This is a genomic window from Pseudomonas sp. NFPP28, assembly GCF_900115535.1.
Classification (GTDB): domain Bacteria; phylum Pseudomonadota; class Gammaproteobacteria; order Pseudomonadales; family Pseudomonadaceae; genus Aquipseudomonas; species Aquipseudomonas extremorientalis.
Genome location: NZ_FOWT01000010.1, coordinates 216,431 through 234,387, shown reverse-complemented (window position 1 = coordinate 234,387; position 17,957 = coordinate 216,431). Strand labels below are relative to the sequence as shown.

Genomic DNA, 17,957 nt, shown 5'->3' with positions numbered 1-17,957 from the left:
TCAGCTCAGTTGTTGCAACTATCTGTTACAACTTAATGATAATCTCGGCGCTTCCTTTGGCTCTGATCTGAATTCCCCGATGCCTAGTGAACCCGCGTTGCTGTTGCGTCACCACCGCCCTTTCATCGCGTTCTGGCTGGCGCGCATCTTCACCGCCAGCGGCTTCCAGATGCTCACCGTGGCCATCGGCTGGAACCTCTACCAACTGACCGGCAATGTGCTGGACCTGGGGCTGGTCGGCCTGGTGGAGTTCGTACCGCGCGTACTGTTCATGCTGCACACCGGGCATGTGGCCGATCGCTATGAGCGACGCAAGGTGGCCGCCATCTGCCAGACCGTGCAGGCGCTGATTGCCCTGAGCCTGGCCATCGGCGGCCTGACCGGCAACGTGACCCGCGAGATGATCTTTATCCTCGCCTTCCTGCTGGGTGCCGCGCGCTCGTTCGAAATGCCCACCACCCAGGCACTGCTGCCAAGCATCGTGCCCAGCGCGCTGTTCCCACGCGCCGTGGCCTCGTCGCAGTCGGCCCAGCAACTGGCGACCATTGTCGCGCCGGCGCTCGGCGGTTTGCTCTACGCGTTCGGCAGCGTGTGGGTGTATGGCCCTACCGTGGTGCTGTACCTCATTGCCTGCGTGCTGACCCTCAACCTGCCCGCCCGCCAGACCCCATTGAATAAAGGCAAGGCCACCCTGGATTCGCTGCTGGCCGGCATCCGGTTTATCCGCAGCCGCCCGGACATTCTCGGCGCCATTTCCCTCGACCTGTTCGCGGTGCTGCTGGGCGGTGCGACCGCGCTGTTGCCGGTGTTCGCCAAGGACATCCTGCTGACCGGCGCCTGGGGCCTGGGCCTGCTGCGCTCGGCGCCGGCGGTGGGGGCGTTGCTGATGTCGCTGTGGCTGGCGCGGTTCTCGGTGGACCGCCATGTGGGCCGCGTGATGTTCACCGCTGTCGGTGTGTTCGGCGTGGCGACCATCGCCTTCGGCCTGTCCACCTCCTTCTGGTTTTCCCTCGCGGTGCTGGTGGTGCTGGGGGCGGCGGACATGATCAGCATGGTCATCCGTGCGTCCTTCGTGCAGCTGGAAACCCCGGATGAAATGCGCGGTCGGGTCAGTGCGGTCAACGGCCTGTTTATCGGTGCGTCGAACCAGTTGGGCGAATTCGAATCCGGGATCACGGCCCACTGGTTCGGCACCGTGCCGGCCGTGGTCATGGGCGGGATCGGTACGCTGGTGATAACAGGCGTGTGGATCAAGCTGTTCCCGACCCTGGCCAACCGTGACCGCATGCACGTGCCGGTGGAAGAGCCTATTCAAAAAACCAGCGTATAACCCATGTGGGAGGGGGCTTGCCCCCGATAGCGCCATGTCAGTCACAGCATCGTTGACTGACACCCCCCATCGGGGGCAAGCCCCCTCCCACACTTGATAACCAGTGCTGGCTAGAGCGTGTCAGAGCACCTTATCGAGGGTGATGGGAAATTCCCGCACCCGTTTGCCGGTGGCGTGATAAATCGCATTCGCCACCGCCGCCGCAACACCGACGATGCCGATCTCCCCCACGCCCTTGGACCCGAGGGCGTTGACGATCTCGTCATGCTCCTCGACAAACACCACGTCGATCTCGCCGATGTCCGCGTTCACCGGGATGTGGTACTCGGCCAGGCTGTGATTCATGAAGCGCCCCAACTGATGATCCGTCTGGGTTTCCTCATGCAGGGCCATGCCGATGCCCCACACCACCCCGCCGAGAATCTGGCTGCGGGCCATCTTGGGGTTGACCACGCGCCCGGCGGCAATCGCACTGACCACGCGGCTGACCTTGATGGTGCCCAGGTCTTCGTCGACCCGGACTTCCACAAACACCGCCGAATGGGTCGCGGTGCTATAGCCCTCGCGTTTTTTGTCGGGCTCGCTGTCGACCTGCACCTCCAGCGCGTCTTCGCCACTGTCCTTGACCAACTGCGCCAACGACACACTCACGTCACCGGTATGCAACTGGCCGTCTTCAAAGCGTACGGATTCGGCCTGCGTGAAGACCGGGTAAGTCTGCCGAGCAATGACCAGCAGTTTGCCGGTCAACGCTTCGCAGGCCTGCTGCACCGCCGTGCCCACCGAAGACACGGTAAACGAGCCGCCCTGCAGCGGTGCGGTAGGCAATGAGGAATCGCCCAACACAAAGACCACGTCCTCGACCGCCACGCCACTGGCCTGCGCCGCAATCTGGGTCATCACCGTGTAAGTGCCAGTGCCGATATCGGTGGTGGCGCTGCTGACCGTCAGCTTGCCCTGCGCGTCGATCCGCGCCTTGGCGCTGGCCTTCATCTGCATGGCTTCCCACACCCCGCCGGCCATGCCCCAGCCGATCAACTGGCGACCGTCGCGCATGCTGCGCGGTTCCGGGTTGCGCTGGCTCCAGCCGAAACGCTCGGCACCTTCGCTGTAGCATTCGCGCAGGGCCTTGCTTGACCAGGGTTTGTCTTCGTTCTGGTTGCGCTCGGCGTAGTTGATCAGCCGCAGTTGCACCGGGTCGATTCCCAAGGCGCAGGCCAGTTCATCCATGGCGCACTCCAGGCCGATCACCCCGAGCGCTGCGCCAGGTGCGCGCATGTCCAGGGGCGTGAACACGTCCAGGGGCACCAGGTTGTAGGTCAGTTGCACGTTGTCGCAGTGATAGAGCATGCCGCTCCACTCCACCACATGTTCGCTGAAATCCTCGAAGCGCGAGGTCTGGCCGATAGCGGTGTGGCCCAGCGCGAGCAAACGACCGTCGGCGGCCGCGCCCATCTGCAAACGCTGCAAGGTGCGCGGGCGGTAGCCGAAGGTGAACATCTGTTGGCGAGTCAGGGTAACGCGCACCGAGCGTGTGAGCGCCAGGGACGCCATCACCGCCAGCGGCAATTGGTACTGCGGGCGCAAACCTGAGCCAAACGCGCCGCCGACGAACGCGGCAAAGATGCGCACCTGGCTTTTATCCAGGCCGAAGACTTTTTGCACATAGGCCTGGCAGTTCTGCGGGCCCTGGGTCTTGTCATGGATATGCAGGGTGCCGTCCGGCTGATACAGCACGGTGCTGGCGTGGGGCTCCATCGGGTTGTGATGTTCGACGGGCGTGCTGTAGTGCAGGTCCAGGCTGAAGGGGGCGCCGCTCCACTCGGCCTGGAAGTTGCCGCGCGGCTTGGGCGGGGTTTGCGGCGAGGCATAGGCCTGTTCCTGCATGGCCAGCAGGTCGGTTTCGAAGGCTTCGGTTGCGTACTCGATCTCCACCAGGGAGCCGGCATGCCGCGCCAATTCGAGGTTGTCGGCGATCACCAAGGCCAGGGGTTGGCCGCTGTACAGCACACGGTCGTTGTACAGCGGGCGGAACGGCGAGCCGTCGGCCGCGTCGTCGTCCTGGAAAGCGTCGTCGTAGCTGGCGATTCTTGGCCGGTTGAGGTGATCAATTACCGCCACCACCCCCGGTAGCGCCAACGCCCTGGAAGCGTCGATACGCAGCACGCGGCCCTTGGCGACGGTGCTGGACACCACGCTGCCATGCAGCAGGCCCTCCTCGGGAAACTCACCGGCGTAACGCGCCTGGCCGGTAACCTTGAGCAGACCGTCGACCCGGTCCAAGGGTTTGCCGATGGCAGTCATGGGCGTTCTCCTGCAACAGCGGCGTCACTCAGGGCACGAATGATGCCCCGGCGCGCCAACTTGATCTTGAAGCCGTTGTGTTCCAAGGGTTCCGCGTCTTGCAACAGGGCGTCGGCGGCTTGGCTGAAGGTTTCGCGGCTGACAACCTGGCCGATCAGCCCGGCTTCCACCGCGCGGTCGCGCCAGGGTTTGTGGGCCACGCCGCCGAGCGCCAGGCGCGCATCAATGATGCGGTCGCCGTCCAGCTCAAGGGCTGCAGCGACAGACACCAAGGCGAAGGCGTAAGAGGCGCGGTCGCGAATCTTCAGGTAGTTGCTATGGCTTGCCAGGTTGTCGGCAGGCAGTTCGATGGCGGTGATCAGTTCATCGTCGGCCAGCAGGTTGTCCCGTTGCGGCGTATCACCGGGCAGGCGGTGGAAGTCGGCGAACTCGATGATCCGCGCACCGCCACGGCCCTCGACATGCACCCGCGCCGCCAATGCCGCCAGGGCGACACACATGTCCGAAGGATGGGTAGCGACACACTGCTCACTGGCACCGAGGATCGCATGGATGCGGTTCAAGCCGGTGCGCGCCGGGCAGCCACTGCCGGGCTCGCGCTTGTTGCACGGTACCGTGGCGTCATAGAAGTAGTAGCAACGGGTGCGCTGCAACAGGTTGCCGCCGGTACTGGCCATATTGCGCAGCTGCGGCGAGGCACCGGCGAGGATGGCTTGGGAGAGCAACGGGTAACGCTGTTCGATCAACGGGTGCCAGGCCAGGTCGGCATTGCTCACCAGGGCGCCGATCAACAGTCCGCCACTGGACGTTTGCTGAATGTCATGCAGCGGCAGGCCGGTGATGTCGATGAGGTGTTCGGGGCGGCTGATGTTCTCTTTCATCAGGTCCAGCAGGTTGGTGCCGCCGGCGATAAAGCGCGATGCGGCGCTGCTGAGGTGCACGGCCTCCTGTACGCCGGTCGGCCTGCTGTAATGGAAGGGGTTCATGGTTTGCCCTCCAGGACTTCCTCGATGGCATCGCGGATATTGCTGTAGGCGCCGCAGCGGCACAGGTTGCCGCTCATCAGCTCCTGGATCTGCGCGGTGTCGTGGGCACGGCCTTCATTGGCCAGGCCCACGGCGGAACAGATCTGGCCGGGGGTGCAGTAGCCGCACTGGAAGGCGTCGTGCTTGATAAACGCCTGCTGCATCGGGTGCAGTTGGTCGCCGTCGGCCAGGCCTTCGATAGTGGTCAGCTCGGCGCCGTCGCACATCACCGCCAGGGTCAGGCAGGCATTGATCCGCTTGCCGTCGCGCAATACCGTGCAGGCGCCGCATTGGCCGTGGTCGCAGCCTTTTTTGCTACCGACAAGGTCAAGTTGCTCGCGCAGAAGGTCGAGCAGTGTGGTCCAGGGCAATACATCCAGTTGGCGGTCCTGGCCGTTGAGGCTCAGGCGTATCGGGTGGCTGACGAACGGTTGGGCCGCCGCGCCATTGGGGGTTGCGCTCATAAACACCTCACGGGTTGGTGGACATCCGCGGCGTTCAGGGAAATCGCCGTCTCAGGGGTACGACTTCCCGGGGTAATGAGCGTTCAAGGTGATTGATCAGCGGATATTGAGCAGCGTCGTCAGCGTGTTCTGCGGGGGGTTGATCGAAGAATTGCTGTATTGGAACCAGCCCTGGGCCTGCACGTTCAGGTCAAATACATAGATGTAGCCCATCAGTGTGCCGGCCCCGTTGCAGGCCTCGCTGATGTTGCCGACCTGGCAGACCGCCGTGCGCTGCCCATTGAGCTCTGCGCCATCAAAGCGGCCCATGGGGTTGTTGCCTAGGCCGACTTCCATGACTGACACCTTGGTGGGCCCACGGTGCGTGCACATCTGCGTGCTTTGTGCGCGCTCGGGGATGGTTTCCGTGCACGCCGCCGATTCAACCTTGAACACGCGCACTTCGCTCAACGGCGGTGCAGTCGCGCCCCAGGCCGGTGCTGCGCTGAGCAACAGGCTGATACAGGGGATCAGGGCTAGACTCCACGGGCTGGCGTTTTTCATGTTGCAGATGACCTTGGTTTAAACGTCGGCGCAGTATGCCTCAAGGCCTCGGCTGCTGGTATGATGCGCCGCTTTTTCCGATCCTCTCTGAAACCAAAGGCGCTTGGCGCAGTTTGTGCTTTGACTTAGAGGTCAACAAATCACGACGCCACAGAGCGTCACAGGGAGCAGGCATGCTGGAAAAGCTGTTTCAACTCAAGGCACACAACACCAACGTGCGCACCGAGATCCTCGCGGGCATCACGACATTCCTGGCCATGGCCTACATCCTGTTCGTTAACCCGAGCATTCTCGGCGAGACCGGCATGGACAAGGGCGCGGTGTTCGTCGCGACCTGCCTGGCGGCCGCCATCGGCTCGACCGTGATGGGCCTGATCGCCAACTACCCGATCGCCCTCGCGCCGGGCATGGGCCTCAACGCCTTCTTTACCTACACCGTGGTGCTGCACATGGGCCACACCTGGCAGGTGGCGCTGGGTGCGGTGTTCATTTCGGCGGTGTTGTTCTTCCTGTTGTCGATCTTCCGTATCCGTGAGTGGATCATCAACGCCATCCCCCTGCCCCTGCGCTCGGCGATTGCCGCCGGTATCGGCCTGTTCCTGGCTTTGATCGCCCTGCACAACGCCGGCATCGTGGTCAGCAACCCGGCCACCATGGTGGGCCTGGGCGACTTGAAACAACCGGCACCAATTCTCGCCACCCTCGGTTTCGTGCTGATCGTGGCCCTGGAAGCCCTGGCCGTGCGCGGCGCGGTGCTGATCGGCATCCTGGCGGTGACCCTCGTGTCCATCCTGCTGGGCGTCACGCCTTTTGGCGGCGTCACGTCGATGCCACCGTCCCTGGCCCCGACCTTCCTGCAGCTGGATATCAAGGGCGCGCTGGATATCGGCCTGGTCAGCGTGATCTTCGCCTTCCTGTTCGTCGACCTGTTCGATAACTCCGGCACCCTGATCGGCGTGGCCAAGCGTGCCGGCCTGATGGGCAAGGATGGCCACATGCCAAAAATGGGCCGTGCGCTGATCGCCGACAGCACCGCCGCCATGGCCGGCTCCCTGCTCGGCACCTCGACCACCACCAGCTACATCGAGTCGGCGGCGGGCGTGAGCGCCGGCGGCCGCACCGGCTTGACCGCCATCGTGGTCGCGATCCTGTTCCTGCTGGCGTTGTTCTTCTCGCCACTGGCCGCCAGCGTCCCAGCCTTCGCCACCGCGCCGGCCCTGCTGTTCGTGGCAGTGCTGATGACCCAGGGCCTGGCCGAAATCGACTGGGACGACATTACCGTAGCAGCGCCGGTGGTGATCACCGCCCTGGCAATGCCTTTCACCTACTCCATCGCCAACGGCATCGCCTTCGGTTTCATCGCCTGGACCGCCATCAAGCTGCTTTCGGGCCGCTACCGTGAGCTGAACCCGGCGCTGGTGATTCTGTCGATTCTGTTCGTGATCAAGCTGGGCTGGTTCAACGCATGACTTTTGACGCCGCACGCTACACCGCTCAACTGCAAGACAAGGTCACGCGCTTGCGTGACCTGTTGGCACCGTTCGACGCGCCCGAGCCGCAGGTCTTCGACTCGCCGCTGCAGCACTTCCGCCTGCGCGCGGAGTTCCGCCTGTGGCGCGAAGGCGGTGAACGCCACTACGCGATGTTCTCCCAGGACGACAAGCGCACGCCGATCCTGATCGAAGCGTTCCCCATCGCCAGCCAGCGCATCAACCAATTGATGCCGCAGCTCAAGGCCGCCTGGCAAGCCAGTGCCGCCCTGAGCCACAAGCTGTTCCAGGTGGAGTTCCTCACCACCCTGGCCGGCGACGCGATGATCACCCTGTGCTATCACCGCCCGCTGGACGAGCACTGGCACACCGCCGCCAACCAGCTGGCTGCCGACTTGAATGTCAGCATCATCGGCCGCTCCAAGGGCAAGCGCGATGTGATCGGCCATGACTACGTGGTGGAAAAGCTCGAAGTCGGCGGGCGCACCTTCAGCTATCGCCAGCCCGAAGGTGCCTTCACCCAGCCCAACGGCACGGTGAACCAGAAGATGCTCAACTGGGCCTACGACGCCCTGGGCGATCGCCCGGATGATCTGCTGGAGTTGTACTGCGGCAACGGCAACTTCACCCTGCCCCTGGCGACGCGCGTGCGCAACGTGCTGGCTACCGAAATCAGCAAGACCTCGGTGAATGCGGCCCTGAGCAACCTCGATGAAAACGCGGTGGGTAACGTCACGCTGGTGCGTCTCTCTGCCGAAGAACTCACCGAAGCCCTCAACGAAGTGCGCCCGTTCCGCCGCCTGCACGGCATCGACCTGAAAAGCTACGAATTCGGCAGCGTGTTCGTCGACCCACCACGCGCCGGCATGGACCCGGACACCTGCGAACTGACCCGACGTTTCGACAACATCCTGTACATCTCCTGCAACCCGGAGACGTTGGCGGCGAACATCGCGCAACTGCATGACACGCATAAGATTACGAAATGCGCGATGTTTGACCAGTTTCCGTGGACGCACCACATGGAATCCGGGGTGTTGTTGACCCGCCGGTAATACTGCAGGACACCGAAGATCCAAAGGTGGGAGGGGCTTGCCCCCTCCCACATCGGAGCAACTATCGTTGTCAGGCCGAAGGCTGGAAATACCCCGCCAAGGCCCGCAAGTCCTGCTCGCTCAGCAACCCCGCGTAATACTTCAGCTGAATCCTCGCCAGCAGATAGGCATGTCGCGCATTCGCCAAATCGCGGCGGGCGGTGAAGAGTTGTTGTTCTGCGTCGAGCACGTCGAGGTTGACCCGCTCACCGCCGGCCACACTCTTTTTCGTCGCAGCGACTAAAGCCGTCGCAGAGCTGACGGCCATTTCATAAGCACGCACTTTGGCCGCGCCGCTGGTGTTGAGGTTGAACTGTTTGCGCAACTCCACCAGCGTGGCCGAGGTTTGCGCGTCCAGCTCGTACTGGGCTTGAGACAGCTGGTTCGCCGCCTGCCGCGTGGAGGCCGATACGCCGCCACCGGCAAACAGCGGCAGGCTGACCTGGATGCCGACCGTGTTGGTGTCGTACTTCTGGTTGTAGCTGCTCTCCGAGTCGGAGCGGGTCTGGCGGCTGGTGGCGTACAGGCTGACCTTGGGCAGGTGCCCGGCGCGTTTGCGTTCCACTTCATAGGCGGCCACGTCCAGGGCGTGGTGCTGGGATTGGAGTTCCGGGTTGTTGGCCATGGCCAGTTCGCGCCAGGTTTCGAAACGGTTGGGTTCCAGCGGCGGGATCTCGAATTGGCGCGTCAGTGGCGCCAGTTCTTCGATCTGCAACGGTTGGCCGACGATGGCTTCCAACTCGCGCAGGGCGCTGTCCTGGGCATCCTGGGATTCGATCTCTTCGGCCTGGGCCAGGCTCAGGCGCGCCTGGGTTTCCAGCATATCGGTACGCGTGCCTTCGCCACCTTTGAGCAGGCGGTCATTGAGTTGCAGGCGCTCGGCATACGCACGTTTCTGTGCGCGGCTCAGCTCGATTCGCTCCTGGGCCAATAAAGCCTGGCTGTAGGCGTTGAGCACCCGCACCGCCAGCTCCTGGCTCTTGCCGCGAAAGCGTTCATCGGCCATCAACGCCTGGGCGGTGCCCTGGCGAAAGCGCGCGTAGGCCTCGTAATCCAGCAGCGGTTGTTGCAAGGTCAGGGTCGACGCGTAACTGCGGTAGTCACGGTCACTGGTGACATCACCCGCCGTCACTTCGGATTCGTTGCGCGAGTTGTTGTAGCTCCACGATAGGTTCGGCAACAGCGCCGCGCGGCCGATCACGCGGTTTTCTTCACCGGCTTCACGCGCCTGGATCGCGGCCTGAAAGGTCGGGTCATTGCGCAGGGCCAGGTCGTAGGCATCCAGCAAACCCAAGGCGTGCGCCGAGGTACACCCCAAACACAAGGTAAACAGCAGCGCCTTCATTCTTCCACCAGCGCCATGTGGGTGCGATCCATCAACGGTTTGAACAGGTAGTTGAGCATCGAGCGCTCCCCGGTCTTGACGAAGGTTTCCACCGGCATGCCCGGACGGATCTGCACGCCGTCCAGTTGCTGCATGCCCGCCGCGCTGACCTGGGCACGCAGCGTGTAATACGGCTCGTCGGTGCGCTCATCGACCTGGCGGTCCGCCGAAACCAGCGTCACCTCACCGGCCACCCGTGGCGTGGTGGATTGGTTGAACGCCGAGAACATCAACTCCACCGGCAAGCCCGGATGCACTTTGTCGACCATCTGCACCGGCACCCGCGCCTCCACCAGCAAGGGCTCGCCCTGGGGCACGATGTCCATCAACGCCTGGCCGGGCTTGATCACGCCACCTTCGGTGTACACGTCCAACCCCACCACCACGCCCGACGCCGGCGCTCGCACCAGGCTGTTGGCCAGTTCGAACTCGGCCGAGGCCAGGCGATTGCGCAGGTCGTCGCTGCGGGTGCGGGTCTCGGCCAACTGGCCGCGCAGGTCTTTCTGAAAGTCTTCGCCAAGCTGGCGGATGCGCAGGCGCAGTTCCATCACCTGGCGCTGCAATTGGCCGATGCGCCCGTCGTCTTCGGCGATGGCGCCGTCGATCTGTGAGTACAGCCGCTCGCTGTCGAGCAGGCGGTTGCGCGGTATGTAACCGTCACGCGCCAACTCGCGCAGGCCTTGCAGTTGCTCATTCAACGCCGCCCGCTGCCGGACTTTGCTCGCTTGCGAATCCCGCGTGCCACGCAACTGCGCCTCGGCGCCGGCGATGGTTTCGCGCAGGCCTTGTTGCTCGGTGGCCAGTGCCTGGGCCCGGCTCTGGAACAGTTGCCGTTGCAGGTTCAGCGTGCCCGTCGCCTCGGGATCGTTGAGCAGCTCGGGGCCGAAGCGGATCGCCGCCAGCCCTTCGCTTTCGGCACTCAAGCGCGCCTCACTGGCCAGGGATGCCAGGTACTGGCTGCGCAGGGACTGCATCTGCCCGCGCAAAGGCGTTTCTTTCAAGCGCAGCAGGACCTGGCCAGCGCTGACCACATCACCGTCGCGCACCTCGATGCGCTCCACGATCCCCCCGGCCGGGTGCTGCACCGTCTTGCGATGGCCCGAGACCATGACCTTGCCCGGCACCGCAACACCCTTGTCCAACGGCGCCAACGCTGCCCAGCCGAGAAACCCGGCAAAACCGCCGAGCATCAGCAGCCAACCCAGGCGCGAATATTTTTTATCATCCAGCGCCAGCACATTGTTCGGCGCGTCACTGATCAGCACGGGTTTGCTCTGGCTCATGCCTGTTTTCCTTCACCAAGGCGGTAACTCATGTTCAGGGTCGACACTGGCTTGCTCGCTGCCGGTTTCTGCCGTGCCTCCAACACGCGGGCCGTCGGCCCGAAGGCCTGCAACTGGCCGTCCTTGAGGATCAGCAACTGGTCCGTCAGGGTCAGTACGTTGGGCTTGTGGGTGATCAGGATCACCGTGCGACGCTGTTGCTTGAGCTGGCCGATGGCCTGGAGCAGGGCCTGTTCGCCCACCTCGTCGAGGTTGGCGTTGGGCTCGTCCAGCACGATCAGCACAGGCAGGCCGTACAGCGCACGCGCCAGGCCGACCCGCTGTTTCTGGCCACCGGACAGCCCGGCGCCGCCTTCGCCCAACGGCGTGTCGTAGCCTTGCGGCAGTTGCAGGATCAGCTCATGCACGCCGGCCATTTGTGCGGCGGCAAGGACCTTGTCCGCGTCGACCTCGGCAAACCGCGCGATGTTTTGCGCGATGCTGCCAGCGAACAGCTGGATGTCCTGCGGCAGGTAGCCAATGTGCGGGCCCAGTTGCTGTCTGTCCCACAAGGCCAGGTCGGCACCGTCCAGCCGCACCTTGCCGGCCAAGGGTGCCCAGGCGCCCACCAGGATCCGGGCCAGGGTGGATTTGCCGCAGCCTGACGGCCCGATCACCCCCAGTACCTCGCCCGTCGCCAGGCTGAAACCCAGGTTGGCCAGCGCCGGTCGACGGCTGCCGGGGGCGCAGGCGCTGATTTGCTCGACGCTCAGTTGGCCCTTGGGCACCGGCAGGCTCATGCGTTCGGGCCGGGCCGGGTTGGCCTCCAGCATCTGTGACAGGCGATCAAACGCCAGGCGCGCCGAGCCCCACTGCTTCCACACGCCGATCAACTGGTCGATGGGGCTGAGCACGCGGCCCATGAGGATCGAACCGGCGATCATCATCCCCGGCGTGATGTCACCCTGCACCGCGAGCAACGCGCCCAGGCCCAGCACCAGCGACTGCAATGCCAGGCGCACGCCCTTGGACCAGGCGGTGACCGTCGCGGTCTTTTCACTGGCCAGGTTCTGCTGCGCCAGGAACGCCTGGTGCTGGCCGAACCAACGCGCGCGCAAGGTGGCGAGCATGCCCATGGCTTCGATGGTGTCGGCATTGCGCAGGTTAGCCGTGGCCTGCTGGCTGGCGCTGATCGACAGTTGGCTGGCCAGGGCCATCGGGGCCTGGCTGACGTGGTGGTTGACCCACGCCAGCACGATCAACAGCACTGCGCCGACCAGCGCCAACAGCCCGAGCCAGGGGTGGAACAGGAAGATCACCAACAGGTACACCGGAAACCACGGCGCATCGAAAAACGCGAACAACGCCTGGCCGGTGGCGAACTGACGCAGCGTGGTCAGGTCATGCAACGCCTGGCCGGCCGCCTGGGTGCCGCCCTTGAGTTGCGCTTCATACGCGGCGTCGTACACCCGCTGGTTCAAGCGCATGTCCATCTGCGTGCCGAGACGGATCACCACCTGGCTGCGCACCCACTCCAACGCGCCCATCAGGCCGACCAGGCCAAGGATCATCAGCGTCAGCATGAGCAGGGTCATCTGGTTGCCCGAAGCCAGCACCCTGTCGTACACCTGCAGCATGTACAGCGCCGGGGCGAGCATCAGCAGGTTGATCACCGCCGAGAACAGGCCGATGTTGAAGAAGCCACTTTTATAGGCCGTGAGGGCAGCCAGGGTTTCGTTGCCGGCGTGGCGCATCTGGGGATTCTCAAAGGGTTGAGCGGGCAGCGCCGTTGCGTTGACAGGCTGTACGACGCTGCGCAGAATTCGGCACCGCCGTCGCTGAAGAGATAGAAGGCTTGGGCGACGGCGGTGTGTCATGCGGCGAATGGGAGAGCGATCTTCCATTCGCTTTTTTGCTTAAGCGGCCAGCGCGAAGTCCTGAGGCACGTCTTGTACGCCCACCAGCGCCACGTCGGAGGCGGCGACAGCAGCCGAGTCCACATGCGCCACACCGGCAGCGGCCAGTTGGTCGAACGTCGAGTTGATCGACAGGCTTGGGTCGATGTCCTTGAGCAGGGAGTCGATCGCCGACGCCAGTGCCGAGCTGTCGCCGCTCATCAGGCCGTAGACGATTTTGTGCACCTGGCCGTCGCGGCCTTCGGACTGCAGGCTCGACAGGCCCAGGTTGGCGAAGCTGACTTCCTGCTCGGCGAGGGCGTAGCTACCGCCGGCAGCGCCGCCCGTCAGAATGGTGCCCAGGTCCAGCGAGTCGATCGAACCCCACAAGGTGTGCGACGGCGGGTTGAACAAGGTGTAATGCAGGTCGCCGTTGGCCACCACCGCGGCATCGCTGACGGTGCTCGACACGCCATATTGGGTGCCGTCGAACGGGCCAGGATTGAAACCACCGGTGTTCGAACCCTCTTTGACCGACCCTTCACGGTGGTTCAGGTCACCAAAGTAAGCCGACCAGTCGCTCAGGTACTCGGCAACGGTGTTCGCGGCGAAGGCGGTGCTGTATGAAATAGAAATGCTCATGCAAAACTCCAAATCATGGGGTGGTATCTCCGCAGCAAGCCAGTGCCTGCTGTGGTTTTGCCCGTCACTGGGCAAAATCGGTCAGAACTGATATTCAACGGTGCCCTGCAAGGTGCGCCCACGCCCGAGGGTGAAGGCCAGTACGTCGCCCAGCGGCACCAGGTAGGCGCGGTCGGTGACGTTTTCCATGGCCAGGCGCAGGGTCAACTGCTCGGTGGCGCGGTAGCTGCTGTAGAGGTCATAGACGGTGTAGGGCTTCCAGTCAGCCGGGTAGACGCCGGTTTGCGAGGTGGTCACGCCGGCGCCACCTTTGACGTAGTAACCGCCGCTGTAGCGCGCACGAACCCCCACATCCAACTTGCGCTCGAACAAGCGTGCGCCCAGCGTCGCGGTGCCGCGGTCCATCGGCATGTGTTCGGAGGAGCCCAGGATCGCGCTGCAGCTCTGCCCCGCATTGGCCACGTCGTCCGGCACCATCGCGTCTACCGGCGCTCGGCTGCCCGGGCCTTTCTGGATCTTGGTGACACCACCCAGCCACGCGGTCTTGCTGCAGAACGTATTACTGCCGAGCATGCGCGTGTAGTTGAACTGGCCGTAGGCGAACCCGGCGTCGTAATCCAGCTGGTACTCGAGGCCGCGAAAACGGGTGGCTTCCAGGTTGTTCACATACGCCGCATTGCCGATATTGGCGATGCCATAACCGGGCGGCTGCACCCCCAGGGCCATATAGGAAAAGTCATCCACGCGGGTGTTGAAGTAGGACACCTTCATGCCCACGCGGTCCTCGGCGAACAGCAGGTCTTCCTTGAGCACGTTGAAGCCGACCTCCCAGGCCGTGGACGTCTCGGGCTTCAAGTACGGGTTGGGGAAAATCGACTCCGAACCGCCGCCGTGGGGCCGGCCGCTGACCAGTGTTTCGGTGACGGCCGGAGGGCGCCAGCCCTTGCCGTACGTGGCGAACAGTTGCAGCCAATCCACGCCGGGCTTGACTGACAGGCCGAAGGTCGGCGAGAAGTGCCCCTCTTCCCGATCCACGTCATAAGTCATGGGCAAGCCGATCTGTCGCGTGGTGCCGATGATGAAGGTACGGGTGTTCAGGCCGGTCTCGCCGCGCAGCCGATAGCGGTCGTAACGCAACCCGGCATTGAGGTTCAGCCAGTTGTCGTAGTCGTAGTCCAGGCGCGCGAACAGGCTGCCCATCGCCCGGTCACCTCTGGGCGTGATGCTTTCCGCCGCCGAGGCCGTCACCGCCGAATCGGCGGCCACCATTTGATTGGAATCCGGCCGGACCTTGTCGTAGAAAAACTCCAGGCCGTAGTTGGCCTTGATTACCGACAGCTCGCTCAAGGCGAAGGTCGAAATGTTCTGCGCCTGCAAACCATAGGTGTTGGTCTGGTAGGTAACGTCGTAGCCCTTGCTGCTGCCACGGGTCAGTGTGGTCTGGTCATTGCGGGTGTCGACGTAGTAGAGCTTGGCCTTGAAATCGATCAGCGGGTTGTCCGGCGTGTAGCTGTAGTCCAGTGCGAAGTTCTGCGCCGTGACATTGCTGCTGCCGAGCTTCTCCCAGAGCTGGGCCTTTTCGGCGGTCATCATGTTGACGTCGTCGTAGTCGACCTCGGTGGTCAGGTAGCTCAATTGCAGACGCTGATCCACCGGCAGGTTCAGACCCAGCTTGAGCAGGCGTGAACGCATCACCGAGCCGGTGTACTCGACAGTGGAGTTTTTGATCCGGTCTTCACTGGCCGGCAGGAAAGAACTGCCGGTGCGCAACTCGCCGATGCTGCCCCGGGTGCCGGGTTTGTAGTCGCCGAGATGACGTTCACTGGCAGCCACCAACATGTCCCACACATCGGTGCCCACGGCAAACGCCGAACTGCCGATAAAATGCGTGCCGTTGCTGCGCCCACCCAGCCCGGTGGTCAAGCGGATGCGCCCACCGATTTCCTTGCCGCCCTTGAGCAGGTCGGCGGCTTCCACGGTGCGAAAATTGGCCACACCACCGATCACCCCGGCGCCGCCCATCGTGGACGTGGCGCCCTTTTCGATCACCACCTCCGACAGCAATTCCGGGTCGACATACAGCGTGCCATTGCGTTGCTGGTGGCCACTTTGCTGGTAGTTCTGGCGCATGCCGTCCACCGACATGTTGACCCGGCCGTAGTCCTGGATGCCGCGAATATTCACCGACAAACCGGGGTCTTGCTGGCTGACCGCCGAGTAGACGCCCGGCGCCTCTTCGAGCATCTCGGCGGCATGCCGTGGTGGGTTGCGATCCAGTTGCTCACGCCCGACCACACTCACCGACCGTGGCGATGAATACACCCAGTCGTTGGGGTGCAGGCCGGTGATCGTGGTGGTCGCCAGTGCCAACGCGGCGCCGCTCTGCTCTACGCGGGTCAGGGTGACTTGGCGTTCGCCATTGAAGCGATACTCCACCGGCGCATTCCCCAACAGACGCGCCAAACCTTCCTGCACGCTGTATTGCCCTCTCACGGCCGTGCTCTGCAAACCGGCCAGGCGCTGGCTGTCGAACAGCACTTGCAGGCCGGCCTGGTCGGCGAATGCCAGCACAGCACTGCCCAGGGACTGCGCGGGGATATCCAGCATCAGCACCGCAGGGCGTGCAGCATTCGCCTGAGACTGAGCAGCGAATACCGGAGCCACAGCGGCGAACAGGCCCAAGTGGATGGCCAGGGCTAACCGGCTTGCGGTGATACGCCCCTTGTTGAGTGCTGACATTTCTGTTGTTCCCTGCGCTGAGCGTTTTCTTGTTTATGCGAATGCTTCTCACCTAGCAAGACGTGCGACGCGCAGGAAGTCAGTAAGGTTTTTTGAAAGTTTTTCAGGAAGGGGGATTTCAGGCGGTGGGAGCAGGCTCCCACCGGGTCATCAATAGATCAGGCTGAGGCCAGCCAGGTCCAGGCGTTGCACCTGCAGTTCCTGGGTCAGCGTGGCAAGGGCGGTGTCGAGCATGTCGAGGCGGAACACGCCGCTGACTTCACGCTCGCCGAGGGCCGAGTCAGTCAACACCACGCGCCCGGGACGGTAGCGGTTGAGTTGTTCGATGACATTGGCCAACGGCTGGCGATCAAAGATCAACACACCGCGTCGCCAACTGGTGGCGCGCGCGACGTCGAGTTGATCCAAAGGCACGATGCCTTCCTGAGTGCTGTAGCGTACGGCCTGGCCTTGTTTGACCACTTTGTCGGCCGGGCCTTTTTTCGGGATGGCTTGCAGCGTGACCTCGACACTGTGTTCCAACACCCCGGTCCACGCCTGGCTGTCGCCCTCGCGCTCCACCACAAACTTCGTGCCCAGCGCCCGGGTCTGCCCGCCGGCGCTCTGCACCACGAACGGTCGGGTTTCCTCGCCCACCTTCGGTGCCACATCAAAGATCGCCGAGCCCTGCAGCAGGCTGATGCGGCGTTGCACACTGTCGTAATCCAGGCGGATGGCACTGGCGGAATCCAGCTCGACCTTGCTGCCATCGGCCAGGTGCACGGTGCGCACTTCGCCTTTCTCGGTGATGTAGTCGGCCTGCATGTGCAGCAACAAGTCCGGACCACGCACCCAGCCGACACCGGCTACCACCACGACCAGCGCGACGGCCGCCGCACGTTGCCATGGCCGGCGCCGCCTGGTCCCGCGCGCAGGCTGCGTCGCCGTCGACGGGCGCTGGCGGTTCACCGGCGGTTCCTTGTACACCTCGCCCAGTGCCGCCCAGGTCTGTTCGGCAAAACGCAATGCCGCTTCGTGGCGGCTGTCGCAGGCGATCCAATGCCGCAATTCGGCCTGCTCCTGTTCGGTCAGGGCACCGGCGTGCAGGCGCACCGCCCAATCGGCGGCCGCCTCGGTAATGCTGTGCTGCTGCGGACCCTGGCTATTCACGTGTGAATCTCGAATTTTTCGTTATATAACGCTGTGACGAGTGAACGGGCGTTTTTCGGTAATTCATTCGTCGGATGGTGCCCTCTCGCCTTCCTGCAAGCGTTGCATCACGTAGGCCAACGCTTTGGCCAGGTGCTTTTGGACGCAGCTGTCAGAGATGTCCAGGTGCCGGGCGACCTGGGCGTGGGTCATGCCTTCGATGCGGTTGAGGCGGAAAATCTGCTGGGTGCGCTCCGGCAACTCCGCCAGTGCCTGCTTCAATGCCTGTCGCTGTTGCTGCGCCATTGCCTGAACCTCCAACCCAGCCACGTCATCTTCAATCTCGGCCAGCGCCTCATGGGGCACGGAGTCAGTCTTGCGCCGCGCTTCCTGGCGAATATGGTCGATCAGCAGATTGCTTGCCGTTCGATAGAGATAGCCCTGGGAGTTGTCGATGCGCTCGCCCGCCGGCTTTTCCGCCAGGCGCAGGAAGCTCTCCTGCACCAGGTCTGCGGCCAACTGCGGGTCCCGTACCTTGCGCGCCAGATACCCGCGCAGGGCATCGGCATGCTTGAGAAACAGGCCTTTGAGATCCACGTCCGACAAACCGACTCCCTGGAATGTTAAGGAAACAGGCGGGCATCTTAAGCGTTGTCG

At 63.6% G+C, this 17,957-nt stretch carries 14 protein-coding genes; 3 read left to right on the top strand and 11 right to left on the bottom strand.

Annotated features, from left to right (window positions below):
* Window positions 1-79 precede the first annotated feature (79 nt).
* Window positions 80-1,330 carry an MFS transporter gene (locus BM110_RS25180; RefSeq protein ID WP_093125849.1) on the top strand — a complete coding sequence of 417 codons (1,251 nt, stop codon included), beginning with the start codon at window positions 80-82 and terminating at the stop codon, window positions 1,328-1,330.
* A gap of 120 nt (window positions 1,331-1,450) precedes the next feature.
* Here the strand turns inward: BM110_RS25180 and BM110_RS25175 are convergent, their stop codons facing one another.
* From BM110_RS25175 to BM110_RS25160, 4 genes are all read right to left on the bottom strand, one after another.
* Complete coding sequence (locus tag BM110_RS25175) at window positions 1,451-3,634, bottom strand: xanthine dehydrogenase family protein molybdopterin-binding subunit (RefSeq protein WP_093514368.1); 2,184 nt, start codon at window positions 3,632-3,634, stop codon at window positions 1,451-1,453.
* Window positions 3,631-4,620, bottom strand: a complete 990-nt coding sequence (locus BM110_RS25170; RefSeq protein ID WP_092248269.1) for an FAD binding domain-containing protein — start codon at window positions 4,618-4,620, stop codon at window positions 3,631-3,633. Before BM110_RS25170 ends, BM110_RS25175 begins: the two co-directional genes overlap by 4 nt.
* On the bottom strand, window positions 4,617-5,123 hold the full coding sequence (locus tag BM110_RS25165; RefSeq protein ID WP_093514367.1) for a (2Fe-2S)-binding protein: 507 nt from the start codon (window positions 5,121-5,123) through the stop codon (window positions 4,617-4,619). The genes BM110_RS25170 and BM110_RS25165 overlap by 4 nt, the downstream gene beginning before the upstream one ends.
* 96 nt (window positions 5,124-5,219) lie before the next feature.
* Entirely contained in the window at window positions 5,220-5,666 is a 447-nt protein-coding gene (locus BM110_RS25160) for a DUF4879 domain-containing protein (protein ID WP_093514366.1), read from the bottom strand.
* 173 nt (window positions 5,667-5,839) lie between these two features.
* Between BM110_RS25160 and BM110_RS25155 the strand changes: the two genes are divergently transcribed.
* Both BM110_RS25155 and trmA read left to right on the top strand, forming a co-directional pair.
* Window positions 5,840-7,135, top strand: coding sequence for an NCS2 family permease (locus BM110_RS25155; RefSeq protein WP_058427718.1), 1,296 nt, complete (start codon window positions 5,840-5,842; stop codon window positions 7,133-7,135).
* Window positions 7,132-8,211 carry a tRNA (uridine(54)-C5)-methyltransferase TrmA gene (trmA, locus tag BM110_RS25150; RefSeq protein WP_093125837.1) on the top strand — a complete coding sequence of 360 codons (1,080 nt, stop codon included), beginning with the start codon at window positions 7,132-7,134 and terminating at the stop codon, window positions 8,209-8,211. The genes BM110_RS25155 and trmA overlap by 4 nt, the downstream gene beginning before the upstream one ends.
* A gap of 70 nt (window positions 8,212-8,281) precedes the next feature.
* Here trmA and BM110_RS25145 read toward each other — a convergent pair whose 3' ends face one another.
* The 7 genes from BM110_RS25145 to BM110_RS25115 form a co-directional block, all read right to left on the bottom strand.
* Window positions 8,282-9,595: a TolC family outer membrane protein gene (locus BM110_RS25145; protein ID WP_093514365.1), complete on the bottom strand. Its 1,314-nt coding sequence runs from the start codon at window positions 9,593-9,595 to the stop codon at window positions 8,282-8,284.
* Window positions 9,592-10,917 (bottom strand): HlyD family type I secretion periplasmic adaptor subunit, encoded by a 1,326-nt coding sequence (locus tag BM110_RS25140; protein WP_093514364.1) that lies wholly within the window; start codon window positions 10,915-10,917, stop codon window positions 9,592-9,594. Before BM110_RS25140 ends, BM110_RS25145 begins: the two co-directional genes overlap by 4 nt.
* Complete coding sequence (locus BM110_RS25135) at window positions 10,914-12,650, bottom strand: type I secretion system permease/ATPase (RefSeq protein ID WP_093514363.1); 1,737 nt, start codon at window positions 12,648-12,650, stop codon at window positions 10,914-10,916. The genes BM110_RS25140 and BM110_RS25135 overlap by 4 nt, the downstream gene beginning before the upstream one ends.
* Window positions 12,651-12,812: 162 nt before the next feature.
* On the bottom strand, window positions 12,813-13,433 hold the full coding sequence (locus BM110_RS25130; protein WP_092248247.1) for a heme acquisition protein HasA: 621 nt from the start codon (window positions 13,431-13,433) through the stop codon (window positions 12,813-12,815).
* Window positions 13,434-13,514: 81 nt separating this feature from the next.
* Window positions 13,515-16,172: a TonB-dependent receptor gene (locus BM110_RS25125; RefSeq protein WP_093514362.1), complete on the bottom strand. Its 2,658-nt coding sequence runs from the start codon at window positions 16,170-16,172 to the stop codon at window positions 13,515-13,517.
* A gap of 150 nt (window positions 16,173-16,322) precedes the next feature.
* A complete protein-coding gene (locus BM110_RS25120) occupies window positions 16,323-17,321 on the bottom strand; it encodes a FecR family protein (RefSeq protein ID WP_093514361.1) in 999 nt (332 codons plus the stop codon).
* A gap of 63 nt (window positions 17,322-17,384) precedes the next feature.
* Window positions 17,385-17,906 carry an RNA polymerase sigma factor gene (locus BM110_RS25115; protein ID WP_092248238.1) on the bottom strand — a complete coding sequence of 174 codons (522 nt, stop codon included), beginning with the start codon at window positions 17,904-17,906 and terminating at the stop codon, window positions 17,385-17,387.
* Between the last annotated feature and the right edge of the window lie 51 nt (window positions 17,907-17,957).